Below are 22,291 nucleotides of genomic sequence, written 5' to 3'. Positions count from 1 at the left end.
CACTCGTGAGTACAACCTCATAGAAGGCAACATATACCATGATGCCAACGCAAACTGCAAACAGAATGAAGCAGAAACCGGGCTTGCGGATATCTTGGTCAAAGCCGAGCCTGGGCCTTATTACGGCGCAACAGACAAATCAGGCAATTATAAGATTTTTGTAGGAAAGGGAAGCTATACTGTGTCGCCAGTCACAGAAAATAGCAGAGGACAATTGATATACCAACCCTGTACTTCGGGTGGTGCCGCCGCCAGTATAAACTTCGGCGATTACGGCAATTATTCGACAGGAAACGATGCTGGCATCCAGGTCACCCTCTCCCCCTACCTCACTGCCAGCGTTTCCTCCACGCGCCGCCGCCGCTGCTTCGAGAGCACGACCAGAGTTACCTACTCCAATACCGGCTTTGCCGCCGCCAAGGACGCCAAAGTACATTTGCAACTGCCCGAGCAGGTAGAATTACTCTCGGCAGACAAGCCCTTTACCCGCCTACCCGACGGCACCTATGTGTTTGAGGCGGGCACGGTGGCTCCGGGGCAAACCAGCGTCATCACCATCCAGGACAAAGTCATGTGCGGCGACGAAAGCATCCGCGGCCTCACCGTCTGCACCAAAGCCTGGATAACCCCAGGCAACCAGCCCCCTACCGCACCACCCACAGCAGTGAGCGCCGTGACAGGGAAGTGTGACGCTACCACAGGCTACGTACGGTTCGTGATCAGGAACATAGGTCAGGCAGATATGGCCACAGACGAGCAGTTCCGGATTTACCAGGACGGAAAACTCGCTACAATGGAGAACTATACAATTGCCGCCGGCGACAGCATGGTGTTCCGGGTGCCGGCCATGGGCAGGACCGTCCGGCTGGAGGCAGACCAGCCCGACGGCAACGGCGACAATGTGCTGGCCAGCGCCACCGTCGAGGCCTGCCGCGTGGGAGGCTCGCCCACTGCCTTCAGCACCGGCTTTGTGAACGCCATGCCCGCCGACGATGAGGAGGCGGAGGTGGCAGCGGAGTGCCTGCCCATCATCGACTCCTTCGACCCGAACGACAAGGCCGTCTTCCCGACCGGCGTGACCGCGGAGAACTTCACCCCAACCAACACAGCGCTTCAATATAAAATCAGGTTCCAGAACACGGGCACCGATGTAGCTTATCAGGTCGTGGTCGTAGACACGCTCTCGGAGCATCTGGACATCAGCACTTTGCAACTGGGCTCCGCCTCCCACAACTACACCTATGCCGTGAGCGGTAAGGGGAAGCCTGTCCTCACCTGGACGTTTGATAACATCATGCTGCCCGACAGCACCTCCAACGAGCCGGGCAGCCACGGCTATATCCAGTTCAGCATCAGGCCGAAGGCAGACTTACCCATTAAAATAGCCGTACAGAACTTTGCCGACATCTTCTTCGATTACAACTCCCCCGTCCGCACCAACGTGACGGTGAACCGCATTTATGATGTCCCGAGGGAGGTACTGGCGGAAAACAGGATATCGGGTGAAGAGATCATCATGACACCTACTGTCCAGGCCTTTTCCCCCGCCGCTGGCAAACTTGGCGCAGAGGTGCTGATTACAGGCTCGAAATTCTCTGAGGATGCCCGGCGAAACAAAGTATATATATATAAATGGGGTGCAGGCGGAAGTGCTGGAGGGCACCGCTACCTTCCTGAAGGTGCGTGTACCAGCGGGTGCCCGCACGGGAACGATCAGCGTCGTGACAGAAGACGCAGGCGCCAGCAGTAAGACGGCCTTTGTTGTGTACCAGCGCCCGGTTGTCTCCGGCTTCAGCCCCGCAGAGGGCGTGGTGGGTGCTAAGGTGACGCTACAGGGCAACTATCTGGCTGAAGGCGAGTTGGAAAGCGTAAAACTTGGTGATTTGGCTTGCGAGGTTATCAGCGCTGCCCCGGAGACGCTGGTGCTCCGCGTGCCCGAGGGTGCGGCAAGCGGAGGGTTCCAGGTTCTTACCAAGGGAGGAAGAGCGGAAAGCGTTGCGTCCTATATCGTCTGGCACCAGCCTCAAATCAACGGCCTGAACAAGTATACTGACAAAGTGGGCAGCGAGCTGGTTATATATGGGGATAATTTCGCCACGGTCGCCTCACGCAACACAGTAAAAATTGGCCAGGTGCCGGCAGGGGTGCTGCAGGCATCTGCCACTTCTTTGAAAGTGCGGGTGCCGCAAGGGGCCGCCTCCGGCTACATCACCGTGGAAACACCCGGCGGCGCAGCTGTCAGCACCTCGGCTTTCGAGGTGATTCCTGCCCCTGTTCTGGCATCCGTGTTTCCAGGGCGAGGCAGTGTGGGCACAATAGTGGAGTTGAAGGGCCAGCATTTCTTAGTATTAGGCCAACAGGACACGGTGCTCTTTAATGGAGCCAAGGCGGCTGTGCTGCGGGCTGGCGAAGCAAGCCTGACGGTGCGGGTGCCGCGCGGGGCGCAAACAGGAAAAATCCAGGTGTCGGGCATCGGGGGCAGCACACACAGCGCCTCCGACTTTGTGGTGGAGGAGCTGACCCTGCAGCAGGCCATAGTTATATACCCCAACCCGACCTCCGGCAAATTCACAATCGATTATATAAAAGCTGATTTTGACGTGCGGCAGGTGGAAATCTTCAATACCATCGGCACGCGGGTGTTTCACCAGGCAGCGGGTGAGGGAGGAAAACTGGAGGCAGACCTCGCGTCACTGCCTGCCGGCTTATACCATATCCAGGTAAGCACCTCGCGCGGCGAGGTTTTGAAGAGGCTATCGGTGCTTTAGGTCAGCCACTGCCCTATTGCTTCATTTGTAGGACTGGCAGCCAATGCTAGATCAGCTGCGCCAGATTCCCAGGATTTATATACGGGCCGTGCTTACCTTTGCCCGTATATAAACAGGAAGGCGGGCCGCTGGCATCCACAACAATCAGGCGGCAGGGGCTCTTATAAACTGACGCTATATCTTATGAACAAGTCGTTTTCAGCCATACAGGAGGTTATCCGAAACAGGAGAACCGTGAAGCCGCCCCAAATGAACGGGCAGCAGGTGCCGGACGAGCAGGTAAGACAACTGCTGGCGCTGGCCGACTGGGCCCCGACGCACGGCCACACGGAGCCGTGGCGCTTCCGGGTATATGCTAAAGGGCAGGTGAAGGAATTCTGTCGCTCGCACGCAGAGCTATATAAAGCACGCACTGCACCGGATAAATTTCAACAGCAGAAATATGAGAAACTGCTGCACATGGGTGACCAGGCATCGCACCTGATCATAGCCGTCATGCAGCGTGGCAATCTGCCGAAGATTCCCGCGCTGGAAGAGATTGCCGCCACGTCATGTGCCATACAGAACCTGCTGCTCGGGGCAACGGCTTTGGGCATCGCCAATTACTGGGGCTCCGGCGGCATGGCCTATCACCCCGCCATGAAAGAGCTGCTGCAACTGCGGGAAGAGGACCTCGTGCTGGGCATCCTGTACCTTGGCTACACCGACAAACCCATTCCGGAGGGAAAGCGTCTGGTGCCGCTGGAGGAAAAGGTGGAGTGGTATGCGTGAGGGCATTTAAACAGAAAAGCCGCCTGTTCCTGACACAGCGGCTTCTCCTCCTTTGGCTTTGCCTTCATTTCATAAAGTTCCTTAAAACGGCGGCTCTTCGTCAAAGTTCGATGTAGGGAAACCGCCACCGCCTTTTCCGCCGTCGTTCATGCGGCTGCCCAGGCGTATCGCCCCCGGCGTGTCGGTGTCGAACGTGCTGTTTGGCAGCGCATTGAATCCACCCATGCCGTCTCCCCCGAAGTCGTGGTCCAGGTTGGTGAATTTGGTGTACTTGCCGATGAATTTCAGCTGCACGTTCTCCAGCGAGCCGTTCCGGTGCTTGGCAATAATCACTTCTCCCACCCCTGCAGTCGGGTTGCCCATCTCATCCTCCGTAATGCCATAGTATTCAGGCCGGTAAAGAAAGAGCACCATGTCGGCATCCTGCTCAATGGAACCCGATTCGCGAAGGTCAGAGAGTTGCGGGCGCTTGTCACCCCCGCGGGTTTCCACGGCACGGCTCAGCTGCGAAAGGGCAATCACGGGCACGCTCAGTTCCTTGGCCAGCATCTTCAGGGCGCGGGAAATGGATGCGATTTCCTGCTCCCGGTTGCCGCCTCCCTTGCCGTCTGTGTTGCCCGTCATCAGCTGCAGGTAGTCGATGATGATCATCTGGATATCGAACTGGGCCTTCAGGCGACGGCACTTGGTGCGCAGCTCGCGGATAGAAAGACCCGGTGTATCGTCGATGAAAATGGGCGCATCCGTCAGCTTGGATATTTTATGGTTCAGTTGGGCCCACTCATGGTCCACCAGATTCCCTTTTTTGATTTTCTCTGAATCCAGCTCCGCCTCCGATGATATGAGACGGTTCACGAGCTGCAGCGACGACATTTCGAGCGAAAAGATAGCCACGCCCTTTTTGAAGTCGACGGCGGCGTTGCGCATGCACGAAAGCACAAAGGCTGTTTTACCCATCGCCGGGCGGGCAGCCAGGATCACGAGGTCCGACTTCTGCCAGCCGGAGGTCACGCGGTCCAGGGCGGCGAGGCCGCTGGGCACACCCGTCAGCCCGTCCGCCTGCTTGCGCTTCTCCTCCAGCTCCTTGATGGCCGAGTGCATCAGCGAGCGCATGTCGTCGAAATTCTTGCGGATGTTGGATTCCGACACCTCATATAGCCTCGCCTCCGTCTTGTCGAGCAGGTCGAACACGTCGGTGGTGTCTTCGAAGGCGCTGGAAAGCACTTCGGAGGATATAGAGATAAGGTCTCTTTTGATGGAGTTCTCGGTGATGATGCGGGCGTGGTACTCGATGTTGGCCGCAGAGTTCACGCGTGTGGTGAGTTGCGTCACGTAGTAGGCGCCTCCCGCCAGCTCCAGCTCCCCGTTCTCGCGCAGTTCGTGCGTCACCGTCAGGATGTCGATCGGCTCGGACTTGTCGAACAGCCCGATGATGGCCTTGAAAATACGCTGGTGCGCCTCCTTGTAAAAACTCTGGGGCCGCAGAATGTCAATAACGGTAGTCAGGGCGTCTTTCTCCAGCATCAGTGCGCCCAGCACAGCCTCCTCTAAATCAAGGGCCTGTGGCGGTTTCTTTCCCAACTCCGACACAGCCGGGGCTTTCTTCTGCCAGCTGTTCCGGCTGCCCGCAGGCCGCACGTTCATTTTCATCTCCTCCATAGTCACAAATTTAAAAAACCTGCCAGGCAAGTAATCCACACGGGCGGCAGAGTAATCCACATTCATATATAAGATATCAACATATTAAATGATGCCTATTTTATATTTGGGAAGGTCTCCTAACTTTGCCAGTTGCAATCATATTGCTGCGTTTATGGAGAAGAAGGAATTACAGTACATCCACCTGATTGCGGTTGGCGGGAGCATCATGCACAACCTGGCGCTGGCGCTGCACGACAAGGGCCTGAAAGTGACAGGCTCGGACGACGAGATTTTTGAGCCGGCCAAAAGCAGGCTGGCCAAAGCGGGTATTCTGCCGGAGGCGGAAGGCTGGTTTCCGGAGAAAATTGAGGCCGGGCCCGACGCGGTGATACTGGGCATGCACGCCCGCCCCGATAACCCCGAGCTGAAGCGCGCGCAGGAGTTGAACATCCCCATCTATTCATTCCCCGAGTTTATATATGAGCAGAGCCGCGACAAGCAGCGCATCGTCATAGGTGGCAGCCACGGCAAAACGTCCATCACCTCCATCATCATGCACGTGCTGCGGCACATCGGGCGCAAGTTCGATTATGCCGTGGGTGCGCAGTTGGAGGGTTTTGACCGGATGGTGAAGCTTACGGACGATGCACCCATCATCATTATCGAAGGCGACGAGTACCTCTCCGACCCGATCAAGCGGGTGCCGAAGTTCCACCTGTACCACCACCACATCGCCGTGATCAGCGGCATCAGTTGGGACCACATCAACGTGTTCCCGGACCCGGAGATGTACCGCGAGCAGTTCCGTATTTTTGCGGAGATGACGCCGAAGGCGGGCACGCTCATATATAACCAGGACGATGAACAGGTGCAGCTGGTGGCGGTGCCGCGCAACCCCGCCGACATTGCCTATGTGGGCTACAGTGTACACGACCACAGCATCCGCGACGGCAAAACCATCCTGCACACCAAGAAAGACGGCGATGTGGAGATTCCGCTCTTCGGGGAGCACAACCTGCGCAACATCAGTGCGGCAAAGGAAGTGTGTAAGTGCATCGGTGTGAAAGCGTATGACTTTTACGAGGCGCTTCGGACTTTTAAAGGTGCCGCCAAGCGCCTCGAGAAGATGGGCGAATCAGGCAGCAGCATCGTGTTTCGTGACTTTGCCCACGCCCCCTCTAAGGTAAAAGCCACCACCAAGGCCGTGAAGGCCCAGTACCCACAGCGGGAACTGGTGGCCGTGCTGGAGCTGCACACCTTCAGCAGCCTGAACAGGAATTTCCTGCCGCAGTATGCCGGAGCCCTGGACAATGCCGATGAGGCCATTGTGTACTTCAACCCCAAAACGGTGGAGCACAAGAAGATGGAGATGCTGACGGAGGACGAGTTGAAGCAGGCCTTTGCAAACCCAAGCGTGCAGGTATATACCGACTCTGAAAAACTGCAGCAGCACCTGATCACCCGCAGCTGGAAGAACGCCAACCTGCTGCTGATGAGCTCGGGCAACTACAACAACATGAACCTGGAGGCGCTGACGAAGGCGGTTCTTTAATTTAACTTATATACCCTGGCCATGAAGCTGAACCTGAAGCGCCCCATCGTCTTTTTTGACCTTGAAACCACCGGCACCGACATCTGCAAAGACCGGATTGTAGAGTACAGCTTGCTGAAGGTGATGCCCGGCGGCGAGGAGATTCTCCGCACGCGCCGCATCAACCCGACCATCCCGATACCGCTGGAGTCGAGCCTGATTCATAAGATATATGACGAAGATGTGAAGGACTGCATGACCTTTAAGCAGGTGGCCCGCGATATGGAACAGTTCCTGAAAGGCTGTGACTTAGGGGGATATAACCTGCTGCGCTTCGACATTCCGCTGCTGGCCGAGGAGTTTCTGCGCTGCGGCATCGACTTCGACATCGACAACCGCAATGTGATTGACGCCTGCCGCATTTTCCACCAGATGGAGCAGCGCACCCTATCGGCTGCCTACCGCTACTACTGCGACAAAAAGCTGCAAAATGCCCACAGCGCCGAGGCCGACACCGTGGCCACCTACCACATCCTGATGGCGCAGTTGGACCGCTACCAGCACACGCCGGTGGAGATAGCAGATGGCGTGGAAGAATATCCGGTGCAGAACGACATGGAGCAGTTGCACAGGTTTACGGTGCAGAAAACTGCCGACCTGGCGGGCCGGATCATATATAACAATGCGGGGCAGGAGGTTTTCAACTTCGGCAAACACAAAAACGTGCCGGTGGAGGAAGTGCTGCAGAAGGAGCCCGGCTACTACGACTGGATGATGAAAGGAGACTTCCCGCTGCAAACCAAAAAGGTGCTTACCCGCATCCGCCTGCGCAAAGTCCAGCTGTCTTGAAAGGGACATGAGGCGTTGGATTTTGGACGTTAGACCTTAGGCTTTTCTCTTAAACCGGAAGCGGCTGCGAATCTAGATTCGCAGCCGCTTCCGGTTTCATGTTCAGAATGTTATGTGAGATGCATCTATATATAACTTCACCTATCTGATATCTAACGTAAAAGATTATCTCCGCTGGTTGCTCAACTGCACGTCCTGCAGCAAGGTATTGCCTTCCGAGAACTTATGAGAGCAGTTATTCTCCGTTGCGCGCGAATCACACTCGCAGCCGGTAATTTTGTTGCCTGAGAACGTGAAGAAGCAAAAGTTACAGCCGATAGAGGCCCGGCATATATGCTTAGCACCTTTGCTGCTCAGGTACAGGCTGTTGTCTGCCGCCAGGTCCAGCGCCAATGCCATTGAGCGGAAGGCGCCGTTGCGGATTCCCAGGCCTACCAGGTAATAGACCGGCTCGTCTTCCTTCGTTTCCTGCACCTTCCGGATCATCACCTGGTCTATCACGGTGCCGTCCCCAAACTCCCGCATGAACGGCTGCATCAACTCCTGCTGTGGCACGATATACTCCACCTTCTCGAATACGACCTGTGCCAGCAACTGCCCGTCATAAGGCACCTCGGGCACCTCTCCCACCCCTTCTTCCATCGGCACCTCGCTTTCCTCCCTTATTACCTCACGGCTGGTGCAGCCGCCGGCAAGCAGCAGGATAAACATAAACAAGGTTATATGCCTAGTTCCGGCAAGGCAGGAAAGAAGTCGGGTGAAGCTGTTGTCGGCCATATGGGATGGTGTAGTTTATTTTCCTTTGTAATACTGCAGCGCCTCCGGCATCCACTTCTGCAGGTCGCTCTGCCGCGTACCGGCGCTGGGGTGTGTGGAGAGGAACTCCGGTGGGGCCTGTCCACCGCCCTGGGCTTCCATGCGCTTCCAGAACGGGACAGCCGCCTGCGGATCGTAGCCTGCCATGGCCATAAAGATAAGGCCCAGGCGGTCAGCCTCCGACTCCTGGTCGCGCCCGTACTTGAGCATACCCAGCTGCGAGCCTACGCCATATACCGACAGCAGCAGGTTTGCTGCGGTGCTCGGTTGTGCCCCGGCGAGGGCGGACAGCGTCTGCCCGCCAAACTGCTGCAGCAGCGCCTGGCTCATGCGCTCGTTTCCGTGCTTGGCAATGGCGTGGGCAATCTCGTGCCCCATCACCACGGCAAGGCCCGTCTCGTTCTGGGCCACCGGCAAAATTCCGGTATAGACCACGGTCTTGCCGCCAGCCATCGCGAAGGCGTTCACCTGCTCGTCCTGCACCAGGTTAAACTCCCACTCGAAGCCCGCCAGTTCGTCCTGCATGTTGTTGGCAGCCATATACTGCTCCACAGCGTGCTGTATCCGCTTCCCTACCCGCTTCACCATGGCCGTGGCCTGGGCGTCGCGCGAGAGCTTGTGCTCGCTCAGGAACTGGTTGTAGGCGGCGTAGCTCTGCTGCTGCATCTCGGCGTCCGACACCAGGCTCAATTGCCTTCGCCCTGAGATGGGCACTGTCGTACAGGCCACCATCATCACGGCTATTATCGCAAAAACAGTTATTTTCTTGTACATTTTCTTAAAGTTTAAGTGGTTTCCAGAAGTCATTTCAAATTTTGAACCATTTTCCATTTCCCTCAGAACCGGATGGTAAGTTACTATATAAATTAGCAAAGTGCTATATTTTAACGGCGGCGCGGCAATTTTGTTTTTCTGCCACCGCGTCCCGGCGCTGTGTGGGCCTGCCCAGGGTGCCACTTTCCTTTTCCGGCGTTGGTATATAGCAGGGGCGCACAATAAATCCGCCGCCGGGCGGGTTGTTCCGGAGAGAAGGTGCCGGCGACGCGCCACAGGGCATCAGAATATTTTCCGGCTTTTTTCTGCACTGCAACATTAGAAACCTTAATTTTGAAAATCAGAGCAATTAGTAACTGATTTCATGAAGATAGTAGCCATCGGGAGAAACTACGCCGAACATATCGCCGAACTAAAAAACGAGGTGCCGGACGAGCCGGTTATTTTCTTTAAGCCGGACACGGCCATCCTGCGCAACAACGAGCCTTTCTATTACCCCGATTACACCAGCGATGTACACCACGAAGTGGAGCTGATCCTGCGGATTTCGCGGGAGGGGAAGAACATCGACCGTAAATTCGCGCGTAAATATTATGACGGCATCGGGCTGGGCATAGATTTCACGGCACGCGACTTGCAGGCAAAAGCAAAGGCGAAGGGCCTGCCCTGGGCGCTGGCCAAAGGCTTTAACGGCTCCGCCCCCGTCTCGGAGTTCCTGCCCGTCGGGCAGTTCCCTGACCTGCGGCAGATAAATTTCAGGCTGGAGGTGAACGGGGTGGCGAAGCAGCAGGGCAACTCCGCGATGATGCTGCACCCGTTCGAGGACATCATCGCCTACGTCTCCCGGTTCATCACCTTGAAGACAGGAGACATCATTTTTACCGGCACGCCAGCGGGTGTTGGCCCGGTACAGATAGGAGACAGATTAGAAGGGTATGTTGAAGACAGAAAATTACTTGATTTCGAAGTTAAATAAGAAGCGGCTGGTGCTGGCGGCACTGGCCTTGGCCACCTCTTTCGGCGCGAAAGCGCAGCTGGCGCCCGAGCCCATTGATTTCCTGTTCCCGATAAAGCCGGGCGAGCGCAATTACCTGTCGGGCACCATGGGCGAGATCCGCTCCAACCACTTCCACGGCGGGCTCGACATCAAAACCGACCAGCGCGAGGGTCTGCCGGTGCATGCCGCCGCCGACGGCTATATATCCCGGGTGAAGCAGTCGACCTACGGCTACGGCAACATCATCTACATCACGCACCCCAACGGGCTGATCACCACGTACGCGCACCTCTCGGAGTTCGGGCAGCCACTGGCGGACTATATACTGCAGCAGCAGTACGCGAAGCAGACTTTTGAGCTGGAGCTTTTCCTGGAGCAGGGCAAATTCCCGGTAAAGCGGGGCGACGTTATTGGCCTGTCGGGCAACACCGGCGGCTCGGGCGGGCCGCACCTGCACTTCGAGATACGCGACGCGCAGGACCGCCTCTACAACCCGCTGAAGTACAAGTTCCAGGAGGTGCTCGACACAACCCCGCCCGATATATACAGCCTGGCCATTACGCCGCTGCGCATCAACTCCCGCATCAACAACGAGTTCAGCCGCGCCGAGTACCGCACGAAGCAGAGCGGCTCTGACTACAGCATCGCCGACACCATTTTCGCCAACGGTCTGCTGGGGCTGGAGTTGCAGACCATCGACCGGCTGGACGGGGCCGCCAACAAAAACGGCACGCAGGAAGTGACGCTGTACGTAAACGGAAGGCAGCTTTATAACCACTATATAGACCAGGTGCCCTTCGAGCTGTCGCGCCAGGTGTCGCAGCACATCAACTACGACATCTATAAAAGCGAGGGCCGCACCTTCCAGAAAGCCTACGTGGACACCGGCAACGACCTGCCCCTGTACAACACGGCCAACAGCCGGCAGGGCCGCATGCTCGTACACCCCGACTCCACGTATCAGGTGCAGCTGGTAGCGCGCGACTCCTACGGCAACACCTCCACCCTCCGCTTTGTGGTGGAGGGGCAGCAGCCCTCCTTTACCCGGTCGCTGGCCAAAACTGTCAAAAAGCCGTCGCTGGATTATGAGCTCATCGGGAACATCCTGAAGATCAGCGCCGCCGACACCAGCAGCACGCCCCAGAACATCGAGCTGCTGAAGGGCGGCAAGGCGCTGGTGCTGGTGCCTAGCTATATGAAGGATTCCAGGTCCGTCGGGCTTTTCGACCTGCGCGCCGGGTTGCCCGACTCGATGCGCTTCTGCGGGATTACGGTGCCTTTCCATTTCGAAAAGCTGGTGCCGCCCGGCCAGGAGGTGGCGGTTGCCAACAACTACCTGAAGGTGCTCTTCAACGAGCGCTCGCTCTACGACACGCTGTACCTGCAGACAAAGCTGGATGACAATGTATATACCGTCGGCGATTATTTCACGCCGCTGCTGAAGCCCATCAAAGTCACCATTAAACCGGATATGACCGCCATCAAAGACAGATCGAAGGCATCGGTTTACTACCTGGGCACGGGGCGCGGCAAAGGGTATATAGGCGGCAGCTGGGGCCCGGACGGCACCATCACCTTCAGCACCAAGAACATGGGCAAGTTTAAGGTACTGGAAGACACGAAAAAGCCCTCCATACGCCTGCTCAGCAAAAACCGCAACCAGATAAGCTTCCGGATAGGCGACGACCTCTCGGGCCTCAACTCCTTCAACGCCTATATAAACGGACAGTGGCTGCTGATGAAGTACGAGCACAAAAAGGCCACCATCTGGTCAGAGAAGTTAGATAAAAGTATACCTTTGTCGGGTGAAGTTGTATTGAAGGTGAAGGACAACGCAGGCAACGAAGCCATCTATACCACCACCATCTGACAAAACACATGGAACTGAACATCGGAGACAAGGCCCCCGAGTTTGAAGGCAAGGACCAGCACGGCAACACAGTGCGGCTAAGCGACTACCGGGGCAAAAAGGTTATCCTGTACTTTTACCCGAAAGACGACACCTCCGGCTGCACCGCCCAGGCCTGCAACCTCCGCGACAACTACAGCGACCTGCAGCAGGAAGGCTACGAAGTGATTGGCGTGAGCACCGACAGCGAACAGTCGCACCAGAAGTTCATCGGCAAATATGACCTGCCCTTCACCCTGCTTGCCGACACCGACAAAAAGATTGTGGAGCAGTACGGGGTATGGCAGGAGAAATCGATGTACGGCCGCAGGTATATGGGCACCATGCGCTACACCTTTGTGCTCGATGAGAACGGGGTGATCCGGGACATCATCAAAAAGGTGAAGACCGCCGACCACACCGCCCAGATTCTGCCCAAGTAGCCTATATAGAAACGCAGCTGTCTTTCAGGCGGCTGCGTTTCTGCTTTGTGCAGGAATTTATATATTTTGTTTTCATTTCTCCTGAATAAGTGTTACTTTGACGCTTGTATATATAAACCTTGTTACAAACCATCCAGCGGCTAACCCGGAGGGCAATGGGAGGCCAATGTTTATGGCGAAACAGATTATTTGTGTATTATTACCAAAAAGCTAACTAATAACCATATATAAAGTGAATCCACACAACAAAAGCATTGAAGAGCTGAAAGAAGTAGCGGCACAGGTTCGCCGGGACATCGTGCGCATGGTGCATGCCGTTAACTCCGGCCACCCGGGCGGCTCGCTTGGCTGCACCGACTATTTCGTGTCCCTTTATTTTAAAGTGATGAACTACAGCACCGACTTTGATATGAACGGCAAAGGCGAGGACCTTTTCTTCCTGTCGAATGGCCATATTTCCCCGGTGTTTTACAGCACGCTGGCCCGCGCTGGCTTTTTTAAAGTGAAAGAGCTGGCTACTTTCCGCAAGCTGAACTCGCGGCTGCAGGGCCACCCGGCCACCGAAGAGGGGCTGCCAGGCATCCGTGTGGCTTCCGGCTCACTGGGCCAGGGCCTTTCGGTTGCCATCGGGGCCGCGCAGGCTAAGAAACTCAATGATGACGACAGCCTGATATATGTGCTGATGGGCGACGGCGAACTGGAGGAAGGGCAGGTATGGGAAGCCACCATGTACGCCGGTTCCAAGAAAGTCGACAACCTCATAGCCACCGTAGACCGCAACGGCCAGCAAATAGACGGCTCCACGGAAGAAGTCATGCCGCTGGGCGACCTGTGCGCCAAGTTCGAGGCATTCGGGTGGCACGTGCTGGAGGCCGACGGCAACAACTTCGAAACGCTGCTGCCCGCCCTGGACCAGGCCAAAGCCGCGACGGGCAAAGGCAAGCCGGTGATGATTCTGATGGACACGCAGATGGGCTACGGGGTGGACTTTATGATGGGCTCGCACAAATGGCACGGCGTGGCCCCGAACGACGAGCAGTTGCAGATAGCCCTGCAGCAGCTGGCTGTGAATGAAGCCGCTGACTACTAAAACTCCCCCGCTGCGCGATGGCAGTGCCGGGTGCAGCAGGGCTCATATATTGCATTAGAGCAATTCTGGCATGGCACCCTGGCGCAATGTGTTCGCGGCATTTTTCCTGTTGCTGATATTTTCAGCGAGTGGGACCGCATATGGCCAGGGGGAGCAAAAGGCAAAGTCAAAGACACGTATCCTGTTTCTGCTCGATGCCTCGGGCAGCATGCTGGCCAAGTGGGAGAACAGCGACCGCATGTCGGTGGCCAAAGACCTGCTGGCCCACCTCGTGGACTCGCTGGACCGGCATGAAAACGTGGAAGTGGCCCTGCGGGTATACGGGCACCAGTTCGACCGCGAGCGCAACGACTGCAAAGACACCCGGCTGGAGGTGCCTTTCTCCGCCAGCAGCACCGAGGCCATCAAGAAGAAGCTAACCGAGATTGTGCCGCGTGGCAACACGCCCATTACGTACTCGCTGCAGCAGGCGGCGGGGGACTTTCCGGAGGAGAAAACACGCAACGTCATCATTTTGATCACGGACGGGCTGGAGTCCTGCGGCGGCGACCCCTGCGCTATGTCGCTGGCGCTGCAGAAGAAGCGCATTTTCCTGCGCCCCTTCGTCATTGGCATCGGCATTGAGCCGGAGCACGAGAAACAGCTCAGTTGCATCGGCGAGTATTACAATGCCGCTGACGTGGAGACGTTCCAGTCGGTGCTGACGGAGATCGTGACGCAGGCGCTGAGCCAGACGACGGTGAGTGTGGAGCTGCTGAACGAGCAGGGCCAGCCGGTGGAGACAAACGTGAACCTGACGTTCCTCAACGCCCTGACGGGCCAGCCGGAATACAACTACGTGCATTACCAGAGCCCAGAGGGAAAGCCCGACATGCTGGACATCGACGCCCTGCTGCCTTACGACCTGGTGGTGAACACCGTACCGGCGTTGGTGGAGCGGAGCATCAGCATCAAGCCCGGCAGGCACAACGCCATCCGGGTAAAGGCGCCACAGGGCACCCTGCACCTGCGCCAGGACGGCCCCTCCCCTTACGGTACGCTGTCGGCCATTGTGAGGCAGCAGGGCGCCACGCAGACGCTGCACGTGCAGACCTTCGGGGAGCGGCAGAAATACCTGGCCGGTATCTATGATTTGGAGATTCTGACGCTGCCGCGCACGTACCTGCGGGACGTGGAACTGAAACAGGGGCAGACGAACACGGTGACCATACCGCCGCCGGGGCAGCTGGCCATATCATCGCAGATGCAGGGTTACGGCAGCCTGTACCTGATGGAAGACGACGGCAGGCAGCGCTGGCTATGCAACCTGCCGGAAGAGAACAGCAAAGTAACGATGGCCTTGCAGCCGGGGAATTATAGATTGGTTTACCGCATGAAAAACGCCCAGGCGAGTAAATTCACTGACGTAAAAGACTTCAGCATCCGATCGGGCGCAACTACAACCGTTAAAATTTTCAACAGATAGATGAAAGAGTACACGTATACCGAGAAAAAAGACACCCGTTCCGGCTTCGGCGCCGGCCTGCTGGAGCTTGGCCGCACCAACCCCAACGTAGTAGCCCTTTGCGCCGACCTGGTCGGCTCACTCAAAATGGCTGATTTTATCAAGGAGAACCCGGAGCGTTTCTTCCAGATCGGCATCGCCGAGGCCAACATGATGGGCATCGCCGCAGGCCTCACCATCGGCGGCAAGATTCCGTTTACGGGTACGTTCGCCAACTTCTCCACGGGCCGCGTTTACGACCAGATCCGCCAGTCGATTGCGTACTCCGGCAAAAACGTGAAGATATGCGCCTCACACGCTGGCTTGACCCTGGGAGAGGACGGCGCCACGCACCAGATACTAGAAGACATCGGCATGATGAAAATGCTGCCGCACATGACCGTCATCAACCCCTGCGACTACAACCAGACCAAGGCGGCCACCATTGCCATTGCGGACCACGAGGGCCCGGTGTACCTGCGCTTCGGCCGCCCTGTCATTCCGGTGTTTACCGATGCCAACCAGAAGTTTGAGATCGGCAAGGCCTGGATGGTGAACGAAGGCACGGACGTGAGCATCTTCGCCACCGGCCATATGGTTTGGAAGGCAATTCTGGCTGGCCATATATTGGCAGAGAAAGGCATTTCAGCCGAGATCATCAACATCCACACCATCAAGCCGCTGGATGAGGAAGCGATCCTGAAGTCGGTGGCGAAGACGAAGTGCGTGGTGAGCGCCGAAGAGCACAACCGCCTGGGCGGCCTCGGCGACAGCATTGCGCAACTGCTGGTGAAGAACACGCCGCTGCCCATGGAGTACGTGGCCGTAAACGACACCTTTGGCGAGTCCGGCACGCCGGAGGAACTGATGGAGAAATACGGGCTGTCGGAGAACGACATTGTGGCAGCCGCTGAGCGCGTGATCCGCAGAAAACAGCAGTAAACAAAGCATAAAAATATCCGAAACAAATTTTGAAGAGGCTGTGCTCAGTAAGCACAGCCTCTTTATATTTAACTTTTGTTGCAGGCTCCCTGAAAACAGAGTAGTGGAAGACAAAGAGCTTTTAGAGAAATTCGCCCAGCCTGAGAGCCGAAACCTGGCCTTTAACCAGCTTGTCCGGAAGTACCAGCAGCAAGTGTACTGGCACATCCGCAAGATGGTGATTGACCACGACGATGCCGACGACCTGACCCAGGAGGTCTTTATCAAGATATGGAAGAACCTCGAAACTTTCCGAAAGGATGCCCAGCTCTACACCTGGATTTACCGCATCGCCACCAACGAGTGCCTCTCCTTCCTGTCCAGCAAGAAACGGAAGTTCTTTCTGCCCATACACGACATCACCTCCGAGCTGACGGAAAAACTTGTCTCCTCCCCCGACATCGCCGGCGACGAGGTGCAGCTGAAACTGCAAAAGGCTATCCTGCGCCTGCCCGACAAGCAGCGCCTAGTGTTCAACATGAAATATTTTGACGATCTGAAATACGAGGAGATGTCCGAGATACTTGGAACTTCCGTAGGGGCTTTAAAAGCCTCCTACCACATCGCCGTTAAAAAAATTGAAGAATATCTACAACAGGATTAAACTATTGCACGCATATTGCATCTAACCCACAGAAGGAGAATTGAAGATGAGGAACATGAAGAAGGACTTTAAGTTGAGCGACATTCCGAGGCACAACGTGTACCGGGTTCCGGAAGGATACTTCGACCGTTTGCCCATGCGTGTAATGGAATGCACAGCTGCCCAGGAACGTATGGCCACCACCCTGTGGCTGGCACGGCTCTGGCAACCGATACGCCTCACCGTGGCACCGCTGCTGCTGCTTTTCCTGTTCGTGGGCGCGTTCCTGTTCAGCTTGCGGCAGGCTCCGCAGCAGGAAACCCTGACGGTGGCGACGCTCTCTGATGAAGAAATTGTGAACTACCTGAGCACCTACGCGCAGATGGAGACAGCGGACCTGGAGGAATACCTGGCCGCCGACCAAAGCCTTGCTTCTGATTTCCTGAACGTGAGCGCCATGACAGCCGAAGAAGAGCTGCAATATTATCCACTACTTGATGACTTAGACTATTAATTCACCCATGAAGCACTATGCTGTACTAACCCTGATCCTCTGTGCCCTCACCCTTAACGGCACCGCTGCCTTTGCACAGGACAAACACAAACACGAACGGAGTGAGCACGTAGAAGCCGCGAAAGTGGCCTTCCTGACCGATAAGATGGCCCTGACGCCGGAGCAGGCGCAAAAGTTCTGGCCTATCTATAACGAGCATGAGGCTAAGCGCCGTGAGCTGGTGAAAGGCTACCGCATCGACTTCCGTCAGGATGTGGACGAACTCACAGACCAGCAGGTGCAGGCCCGCATAAACAAAATATTCGATATGAAAGAAAGGGAGCTGGCCCTGGACAAGGAGTATGCAGAGAAATACCAGAAGGTGATTTCTGTAAAACAGCTCGTGAAGCTGTACCGCGGCGAGCACGAGTTCACCAAAATGCTGATCCGGCGGCTGGACCGAAAAAAGGAAAACCAGTAGCCCAACCCCGGCAGAATTTATTGTGGAAGGCGTTGCCGTTACGGCGCGCCTTCCTTTTTGGGAAGGCAGGCAAGCTACTGAAATTACCTTACATGAGGTGGTAAAAGTTATTCCTCCCCCAAAAGCCATATAGACGATGCCGCGCGATGCTTTCTATGGAGCTATATATAAATGAAGCGCCTGCATCAGCCTCTGTCTTATAGCCAGGTACCTCCCCAGCCTGGAAAATTCACCAATTCCGATGCTATCGTATGCCCTCGCTCTATATAAACAGCGTTTACTTGTCATCATATAGAGGTACGGCCGCTTCGGTTGGCGGAGTGGATAGTTTTTAGCTATTTGAGGTCAAATGAAGACACAGCATGTTTCCTGACTATTCTTCCTCTGAGGCTTTTGCCGTACTGGCCAAAGACCCCGTACTGGCGGCCATCATCAGCCGGGGCCAGCCCCTGATATCTTCCAAATCGGAGGATTTATATTATAAGCTCTTGGGTTCCATCGTTTCGCAGCAGTTGAGCACGAAAGTGGCAGCCGTTATTTTCAGAAGATTCACCGGCCTGTTTCCCGATAACTACCCGCATCCGCAACTGGTCCTGAAGGCTACCGATGAGGTACTGCGCGGAGCCGGTCTCTCGTTTCAGAAAATTGGCTATATGCGCAATGTGGCTACTTTTGCGAAAGAGGGCCATATGGCGCACGCCACCATCGACGCCATGGAAAGCGAGGATCTGATCAGGCACCTGACACAGATAAAGGGCGTAGGGCGCTGGACGGTAGAGATGCTGCTGATGTTCGCCTTGGAGCGGCCCGATGTGTTCCCGGTGGATGACCTGGGCATACAGAACGCGATGAAACGGCACTACGGATTGGAGGAAACGGGCAAGCGCCTGAAGCTCCGGATGCAGGATATAGCCGAGAATTGGCAACCCTACCGCACCATCGCCAGCAAATACCTGTGGCAGTCGCTGGATAGCACCCCGAAGTAAGAGAAGCAGCTGTTTTAATGACATCGCGTCACTTCAGTCAGATGAGTAAACCAATACACGCCTCAGCATAGGGTTCACTCTTGGAGTAACTCATACAAGCTGCAGGCGCCAGCCAATTGGGGCACACTGTTGCTTCATCGTCCTTACTTTCTCTGCCACGGCTAACTGTGCGGCGACTAAATATTTCCCTGCAACCACTGCTCCTATACCTCTGAACAGGCACATCTCTGCACATCCAGACCAGAGTAAAGCCAGCAGCCTTGGCCATGTGAGGAGCATTACATACAAACTGACGCCCTCCTCTCCTGCCAGCTGCATCTATGACAAAAAAAGCATAATCCAAAAATCAAATTATACCCACACAAACTTAAAATGGATTTTCGTCAAACCACAACCTATTTAAGTCGTCAAAAAACCACCTGATAATATTACATAAATTCTATATAAATAAAATTGAGTTCTGTTCAAAAAGTACAATTACTAAATTTAAATAACCATACAATTTATATATAAATATACTAATGCCATTAAAATATTCACCTGCTCCTTTTACAATAAAACAAGCTATAACAGCACATTATGCGTGATTTACACATAATATGGTTATATAATTATTTCAGTATTACATAACTAAATCAAGATTCTTAAAAAATATATTAGCTGTTTTAAATACTTATATTATATATTTGTACCGATCTAAAGAGGGAACTCAAATGAGTACGGGTATTTTATATATAGATTGATTAAACCCATACCGCTGCTACTAATTAATGCAATCCTTCTTCTGATTTAAGATAGGAGCACACGGTATAAAACCAGCAAAATGCAAAGCGTTAACTTTTAGCCAAAAAAGATGCATACTATTTACCACCTTCTTAAGAATAGAACGGCCCTTTCTATGTCTGCACTTTTACTTGCCCTTGTTACCATTGCCCCGCTGTATACTACTTCCGGCAGCGCCCAGCATTATTCGAAGCCAGCAGCGATATCGGGAGCGGGTACCTCGGTCGATAATAACACGGTTGCACCCGCTTATTGGGGCTATATAAATAATAAGCATGCTGTATCCGCTGCCGGGCGAACCTACTTCAGGAGCTACGCTTTTCTGCCAAATCTGGTTATCAGGCAGATGAAGCAGGATGGGTTCATTACCTGGAGCGAAAAGCTGCAGCAACTTGGCATCGTGCCTGGCCCAATAGTGGGCGATGGCAGCGCAGCCCCCGCAAATCAGGCCCCGACGGTGTCCATCACCTCTCCCAAGGCGACGGCCTCTTCCACAGAAAACATGGTCGTTGCAGTTTCGGTGGCCGCCCAGGATGCTGACGGCGCAGTGGCAAAAGTGGAGCTGTTTCGGGACGGCACAAAAGTTGGGACCGAGTTTGAATACCCCTATGAATTCCGGCTGAGCAACCTCGCCCCCGGAACTTACAGCCTGACAGCCAAAGCAACCGACAAGCAGGGCGGAGCCACAATCTCCGCTGCCATCAGCGTGACTGTAACCAAAGCGGCCCCAGCGCTGGAACCTGCGTCTGCGGCCCCAGCGCCTTCTGGCAAAATCACCCGCGAGTTCTGGGCGGGCGTGACAGGCTCAGGCGTGTTGGACATACCGGTGGCGGCTGCCCCTACCCAAACCGGCGAGCTCACTTCTTTTGAGGCCCCGACGAACATGGGTGACCACTACGGCCAGCGGATCCGGGGCTTCGTGACGGCCCCGCAGAGCGGCGAGTACACCTTCTGGCTGGCCTCCGACGACGCCGGGGAGCTGTGGCTGAGCCCCTCCGACGATGCCACTAAAAAAGTGAAGATTGCCTCCGTGAAAGGCTACACCAGCATTCGCCAGTGGGACAAGTACGCCTCGCAGCGGTCGGCGAGGGTGAGGCTGGAGGTGGGCAAACGCTACTACATCGAGGCCCTGCACCTGGAGGCGGCCGGAAGCGACCACCTGGCCGTGGGCTGGCAGCTGCCCAGCGGGGAATTGGAGCGGCCCATCGCCGGCAACAGGCTCTCCCCCATCGGAAGCATTGCCAACGTAAACCCAGTACCCGTATATATAACAGGAAAGATTAGCCGCGAATTTTGGGGAGGCGTAGCAGGCAGCACGGTGCAGGATATTCCCGTGGCCAAAGCACCAAGCAATACCAGCGAACTGACTTTTTTTGAAGCTCCCTCCAATGCAGGCGACCACTACGGCCAGCGGATCCGGGGCTTCGTGACGGCCCCGCATAGCGGCGAGTACACCTTCTGGCTGGCCTCCGACGACGCCGGGGAGCTGTGGCTGAGCCCCTCCGACGATGCCACTAAAAAAGTGAAGATTGCCTCCGTGAAAGGCTACACCAGCATTCGCCAGTGGGACAAGTACGCCTCGCAGCGGTCGGCGAGGGTGAGGCTGGAGGCGGGCAAACGCTACTACATCGAGGCCCTGCACCTGGAGGCGGCCGGAAGCGACCACCTGGCCGTGGGCTGGCAGCTGCCCAGCGGGGCGCTGGAGCGACCCATCGCCGGCAGCAGGCTCTCCCCATATAGCCACGCACCTTCCATCAGCAGCAGCATGCAGGTGGCTAGCGCAACCCAGAAAGAGCCTTTCCTCTCTGAGGTAACTGCTTATCCAAACCCATTCAGCGAGGTGATAACCTTGTATATGGGCAGCCAGGAGGCGGAATTGAAGGAGGTCGTGCTGCTGGACCAGTCGGGAAGGGTCTTATATAAGCACGAGGACCTGACACTTGATAACAGCAGATTATCCATCAAGCTCTCCGGTTCCGGTCTGGCGAGAGGCCTGTACTTCCTCCGCTACACCGACGCCCAAGGAAGCAGCAGGAGCCTGAAGGTGATAAAGCAGTAGCCTTCCTTCTTCTCTGATACATAGGAGCAGGTACATATAGCAGCGGCTCCCCGGCATATCGTCGGGGAGCCGCTGCTTTATATACAGGGAGTATCTTCCTCTTTTGAGGGAATATCCCTTCATGCCACACCAGTACCTTTCTATTTACCTACCTTTCTGCCGGGAGCAGCAGGAGGTTGTACAAGCCAAGTGCGGGCTGTCGATTTGGAGTTGCCGCTACCTGCATCTTTCCGCCCGAGCGTGTGGTGGCGGTCTGCTCCAGGACGGCTTTGCCGGTCAATCCATCAGTTGTGCAGTGCAATACTTTTCCTAAATGCCGGAAACACAACCGAATCAAATCAACCGTGCGCCTGGCTTTGATGGAAGGATTTTGTGCAAAATGCGATGGTGCAGCAGGGAAGGCTTGTAAATTCTGATCCACGGGTTAATATAACAGAATTAATTTTATATATTAAATAATATATATAATCGGCTAATTTTTAAGCTGTCTGCTAATACTCCCTCTAACTGGCAATAACTCATAGCCCGTTGCGCATCCGGCAAAATAATTAATTTGCACTATATCTTAGACTTTCTTTTATCGCTCCTGCTGGAGGTGCAGTACTTCAGCACAGTTTACCTGCTTTCCAGCAAGGTAACATAACAGGCCGCAGGCTCCACAACACTAGTCGAGCCGAAAAAAAGCAATTTATATATTAGGATAATTCAATTATTAAAATTCTAATGCAGCCTCAAGTTACAAAAAAAACATGCCACCTAAATATTGTGCAACCATCTCTCTTTACTTAATATAAATTTTATTATATATAAATTATAATTAATATATCGTCTTAATTGCATCAAAAATCCGAAAAATGGCTTTAATTGTATTAAT

The 22,291-nt window shown here is 55.1% G+C and carries 20 protein-coding genes; 16 read left to right on the top strand and 4 right to left on the bottom strand.

Annotated features, from left to right (window positions below; genetic code table 11):
• The first annotated feature begins 214 nt into the window (after window positions 1-214).
• The 3 genes from GSQ62_RS20940 to GSQ62_RS18745 all read left to right on the top strand — a co-directional run bounded on the left by GSQ62_RS20940 (window position 215) and on the right by GSQ62_RS18745 (window position 3,539).
• Complete coding sequence (locus GSQ62_RS20940; RefSeq protein WP_237586820.1) at window positions 215-1,750, top strand: DUF7619 domain-containing protein; 1,536 nt, start codon at window positions 215-217, stop codon at window positions 1,748-1,750.
• Window positions 1,638-2,768 (top strand): IPT/TIG domain-containing protein, encoded by a 1,131-nt coding sequence (locus GSQ62_RS20935; RefSeq protein ID WP_237587156.1) that lies wholly within the window; start codon window positions 1,638-1,640, stop codon window positions 2,766-2,768. Before GSQ62_RS20940 ends, GSQ62_RS20935 begins: the two co-directional genes overlap by 113 nt.
• A gap of 183 nt (window positions 2,769-2,951) precedes the next feature.
• On the top strand, window positions 2,952-3,539 hold the full coding sequence (locus GSQ62_RS18745; RefSeq protein WP_161890919.1) for a nitroreductase family protein: 588 nt from the start codon (window positions 2,952-2,954) through the stop codon (window positions 3,537-3,539).
• An 81-nt stretch (window positions 3,540-3,620) separates the two neighbouring features.
• Here GSQ62_RS18745 and dnaB read toward each other — a convergent pair whose 3' ends face one another.
• Window positions 3,621-5,198: a replicative DNA helicase gene (dnaB, locus tag GSQ62_RS18740; protein WP_161890918.1), complete on the bottom strand. Its 1,578-nt coding sequence runs from the start codon at window positions 5,196-5,198 to the stop codon at window positions 3,621-3,623.
• Between the two features lie 154 nt (window positions 5,199-5,352).
• Between dnaB and GSQ62_RS18735 the strand changes: the two genes are divergently transcribed.
• Window positions 5,353-6,732 carry a UDP-N-acetylmuramate--L-alanine ligase gene (locus GSQ62_RS18735; protein WP_161890917.1) on the top strand — a complete coding sequence of 460 codons (1,380 nt, stop codon included), beginning with the start codon at window positions 5,353-5,355 and terminating at the stop codon, window positions 6,730-6,732.
• A 21-nt stretch (window positions 6,733-6,753) separates the two neighbouring features.
• A complete protein-coding gene (locus tag GSQ62_RS18730) occupies window positions 6,754-7,560 on the top strand; it encodes a 3'-5' exonuclease (protein WP_161890916.1) in 807 nt (268 codons plus the stop codon).
• Between the two features lie 165 nt (window positions 7,561-7,725).
• Here GSQ62_RS18730 and GSQ62_RS18725 read toward each other — a convergent pair whose 3' ends face one another.
• Both GSQ62_RS18725 and GSQ62_RS18720 read right to left on the bottom strand, forming a co-directional pair.
• Complete coding sequence (locus tag GSQ62_RS18725; protein ID WP_161890915.1) at window positions 7,726-8,337, bottom strand: hypothetical protein; 612 nt, start codon at window positions 8,335-8,337, stop codon at window positions 7,726-7,728.
• A gap of 15 nt (window positions 8,338-8,352) precedes the next feature.
• Window positions 8,353-9,150 carry a M48 family metallopeptidase gene (locus GSQ62_RS18720; RefSeq protein ID WP_161890914.1) on the bottom strand — a complete coding sequence of 266 codons (798 nt, stop codon included), beginning with the start codon at window positions 9,148-9,150 and terminating at the stop codon, window positions 8,353-8,355.
• A gap of 364 nt (window positions 9,151-9,514) precedes the next feature.
• On the opposite strand from GSQ62_RS18720, the gene GSQ62_RS18715 reads away from it, so the two are divergent.
• The 11 genes from GSQ62_RS18715 to GSQ62_RS18665 all read left to right on the top strand — a co-directional run bounded on the left by GSQ62_RS18715 (window position 9,515) and on the right by GSQ62_RS18665 (window position 21,417).
• Entirely contained in the window at window positions 9,515-10,126 is a 612-nt protein-coding gene (locus tag GSQ62_RS18715) for a fumarylacetoacetate hydrolase family protein (RefSeq protein WP_161890913.1), read from the top strand.
• The gene (locus tag GSQ62_RS18710; RefSeq protein ID WP_237586819.1) at window positions 10,086-12,017 is read left to right on the top strand and encodes a M23 family metallopeptidase; all 1,932 of its coding nucleotides are present in this window, start codon (window positions 10,086-10,088) and stop codon (window positions 12,015-12,017) included. The genes GSQ62_RS18715 and GSQ62_RS18710 overlap by 41 nt, the downstream gene beginning before the upstream one ends.
• An 8-nt stretch (window positions 12,018-12,025) precedes the next feature.
• The gene (bcp, locus tag GSQ62_RS18705) at window positions 12,026-12,478 is read left to right on the top strand and encodes a thioredoxin-dependent thiol peroxidase (protein WP_161890912.1); all 453 of its coding nucleotides are present in this window, start codon (window positions 12,026-12,028) and stop codon (window positions 12,476-12,478) included.
• 232 nt (window positions 12,479-12,710) lie between these two features.
• The gene (locus tag GSQ62_RS18700) at window positions 12,711-13,568 is read left to right on the top strand and encodes a transketolase (protein WP_237586817.1); all 858 of its coding nucleotides are present in this window, start codon (window positions 12,711-12,713) and stop codon (window positions 13,566-13,568) included.
• 70 nt (window positions 13,569-13,638) lie between these two features.
• On the top strand, window positions 13,639-15,033 hold the full coding sequence (locus GSQ62_RS18695; protein WP_161890911.1) for a vWA domain-containing protein: 1,395 nt from the start codon (window positions 13,639-13,641) through the stop codon (window positions 15,031-15,033).
• A complete protein-coding gene (locus GSQ62_RS18690) occupies window positions 15,034-15,993 on the top strand; it encodes a transketolase family protein (protein WP_161890910.1) in 960 nt (319 codons plus the stop codon). It abuts the gene before it with no gap.
• A gap of 103 nt (window positions 15,994-16,096) precedes the next feature.
• The gene (locus tag GSQ62_RS18685) at window positions 16,097-16,636 is read left to right on the top strand and encodes an RNA polymerase sigma factor (protein ID WP_161890909.1); all 540 of its coding nucleotides are present in this window, start codon (window positions 16,097-16,099) and stop codon (window positions 16,634-16,636) included.
• A 46-nt stretch (window positions 16,637-16,682) separates the two neighbouring features.
• Window positions 16,683-17,129 (top strand): hypothetical protein, encoded by a 447-nt coding sequence (locus GSQ62_RS18680; RefSeq protein ID WP_161890908.1) that lies wholly within the window; start codon window positions 16,683-16,685, stop codon window positions 17,127-17,129.
• Window positions 17,130-17,136: 7 nt separating this feature from the next.
• Window positions 17,137-17,589 carry a hypothetical protein gene (locus GSQ62_RS18675; RefSeq protein WP_161890907.1) on the top strand — a complete coding sequence of 151 codons (453 nt, stop codon included), beginning with the start codon at window positions 17,137-17,139 and terminating at the stop codon, window positions 17,587-17,589.
• Between the two features lie 362 nt (window positions 17,590-17,951).
• Window positions 17,952-18,575 carry a DNA-3-methyladenine glycosylase family protein gene (locus tag GSQ62_RS18670; RefSeq protein WP_161890906.1) on the top strand — a complete coding sequence of 208 codons (624 nt, stop codon included), beginning with the start codon at window positions 17,952-17,954 and terminating at the stop codon, window positions 18,573-18,575.
• Window positions 18,576-19,473: 898 nt separating this feature from the next.
• Window positions 19,474-21,417 carry a PA14 domain-containing protein gene (locus GSQ62_RS18665; protein ID WP_161890905.1) on the top strand — a complete coding sequence of 648 codons (1,944 nt, stop codon included), beginning with the start codon at window positions 19,474-19,476 and terminating at the stop codon, window positions 21,415-21,417.
• 148 nt (window positions 21,418-21,565) lie between these two features.
• On the opposite strand, the gene GSQ62_RS18660 is transcribed toward GSQ62_RS18665, so the two are convergent.
• Window positions 21,566-21,838 (bottom strand): hypothetical protein, encoded by a 273-nt coding sequence (locus GSQ62_RS18660; RefSeq protein ID WP_161890904.1) that lies wholly within the window; start codon window positions 21,836-21,838, stop codon window positions 21,566-21,568.
• Window positions 21,839-22,291 lie beyond the last annotated feature (453 nt).

The organism is Pontibacter russatus (genome assembly GCF_009931655.1).
GTDB lineage: Bacteria > Bacteroidota > Bacteroidia > Cytophagales > Hymenobacteraceae > Pontibacter > Pontibacter russatus.
Note: the sequence above shows the minus strand (reverse complement) of the source record. Positions and strands in the feature narration are given on the sequence as shown.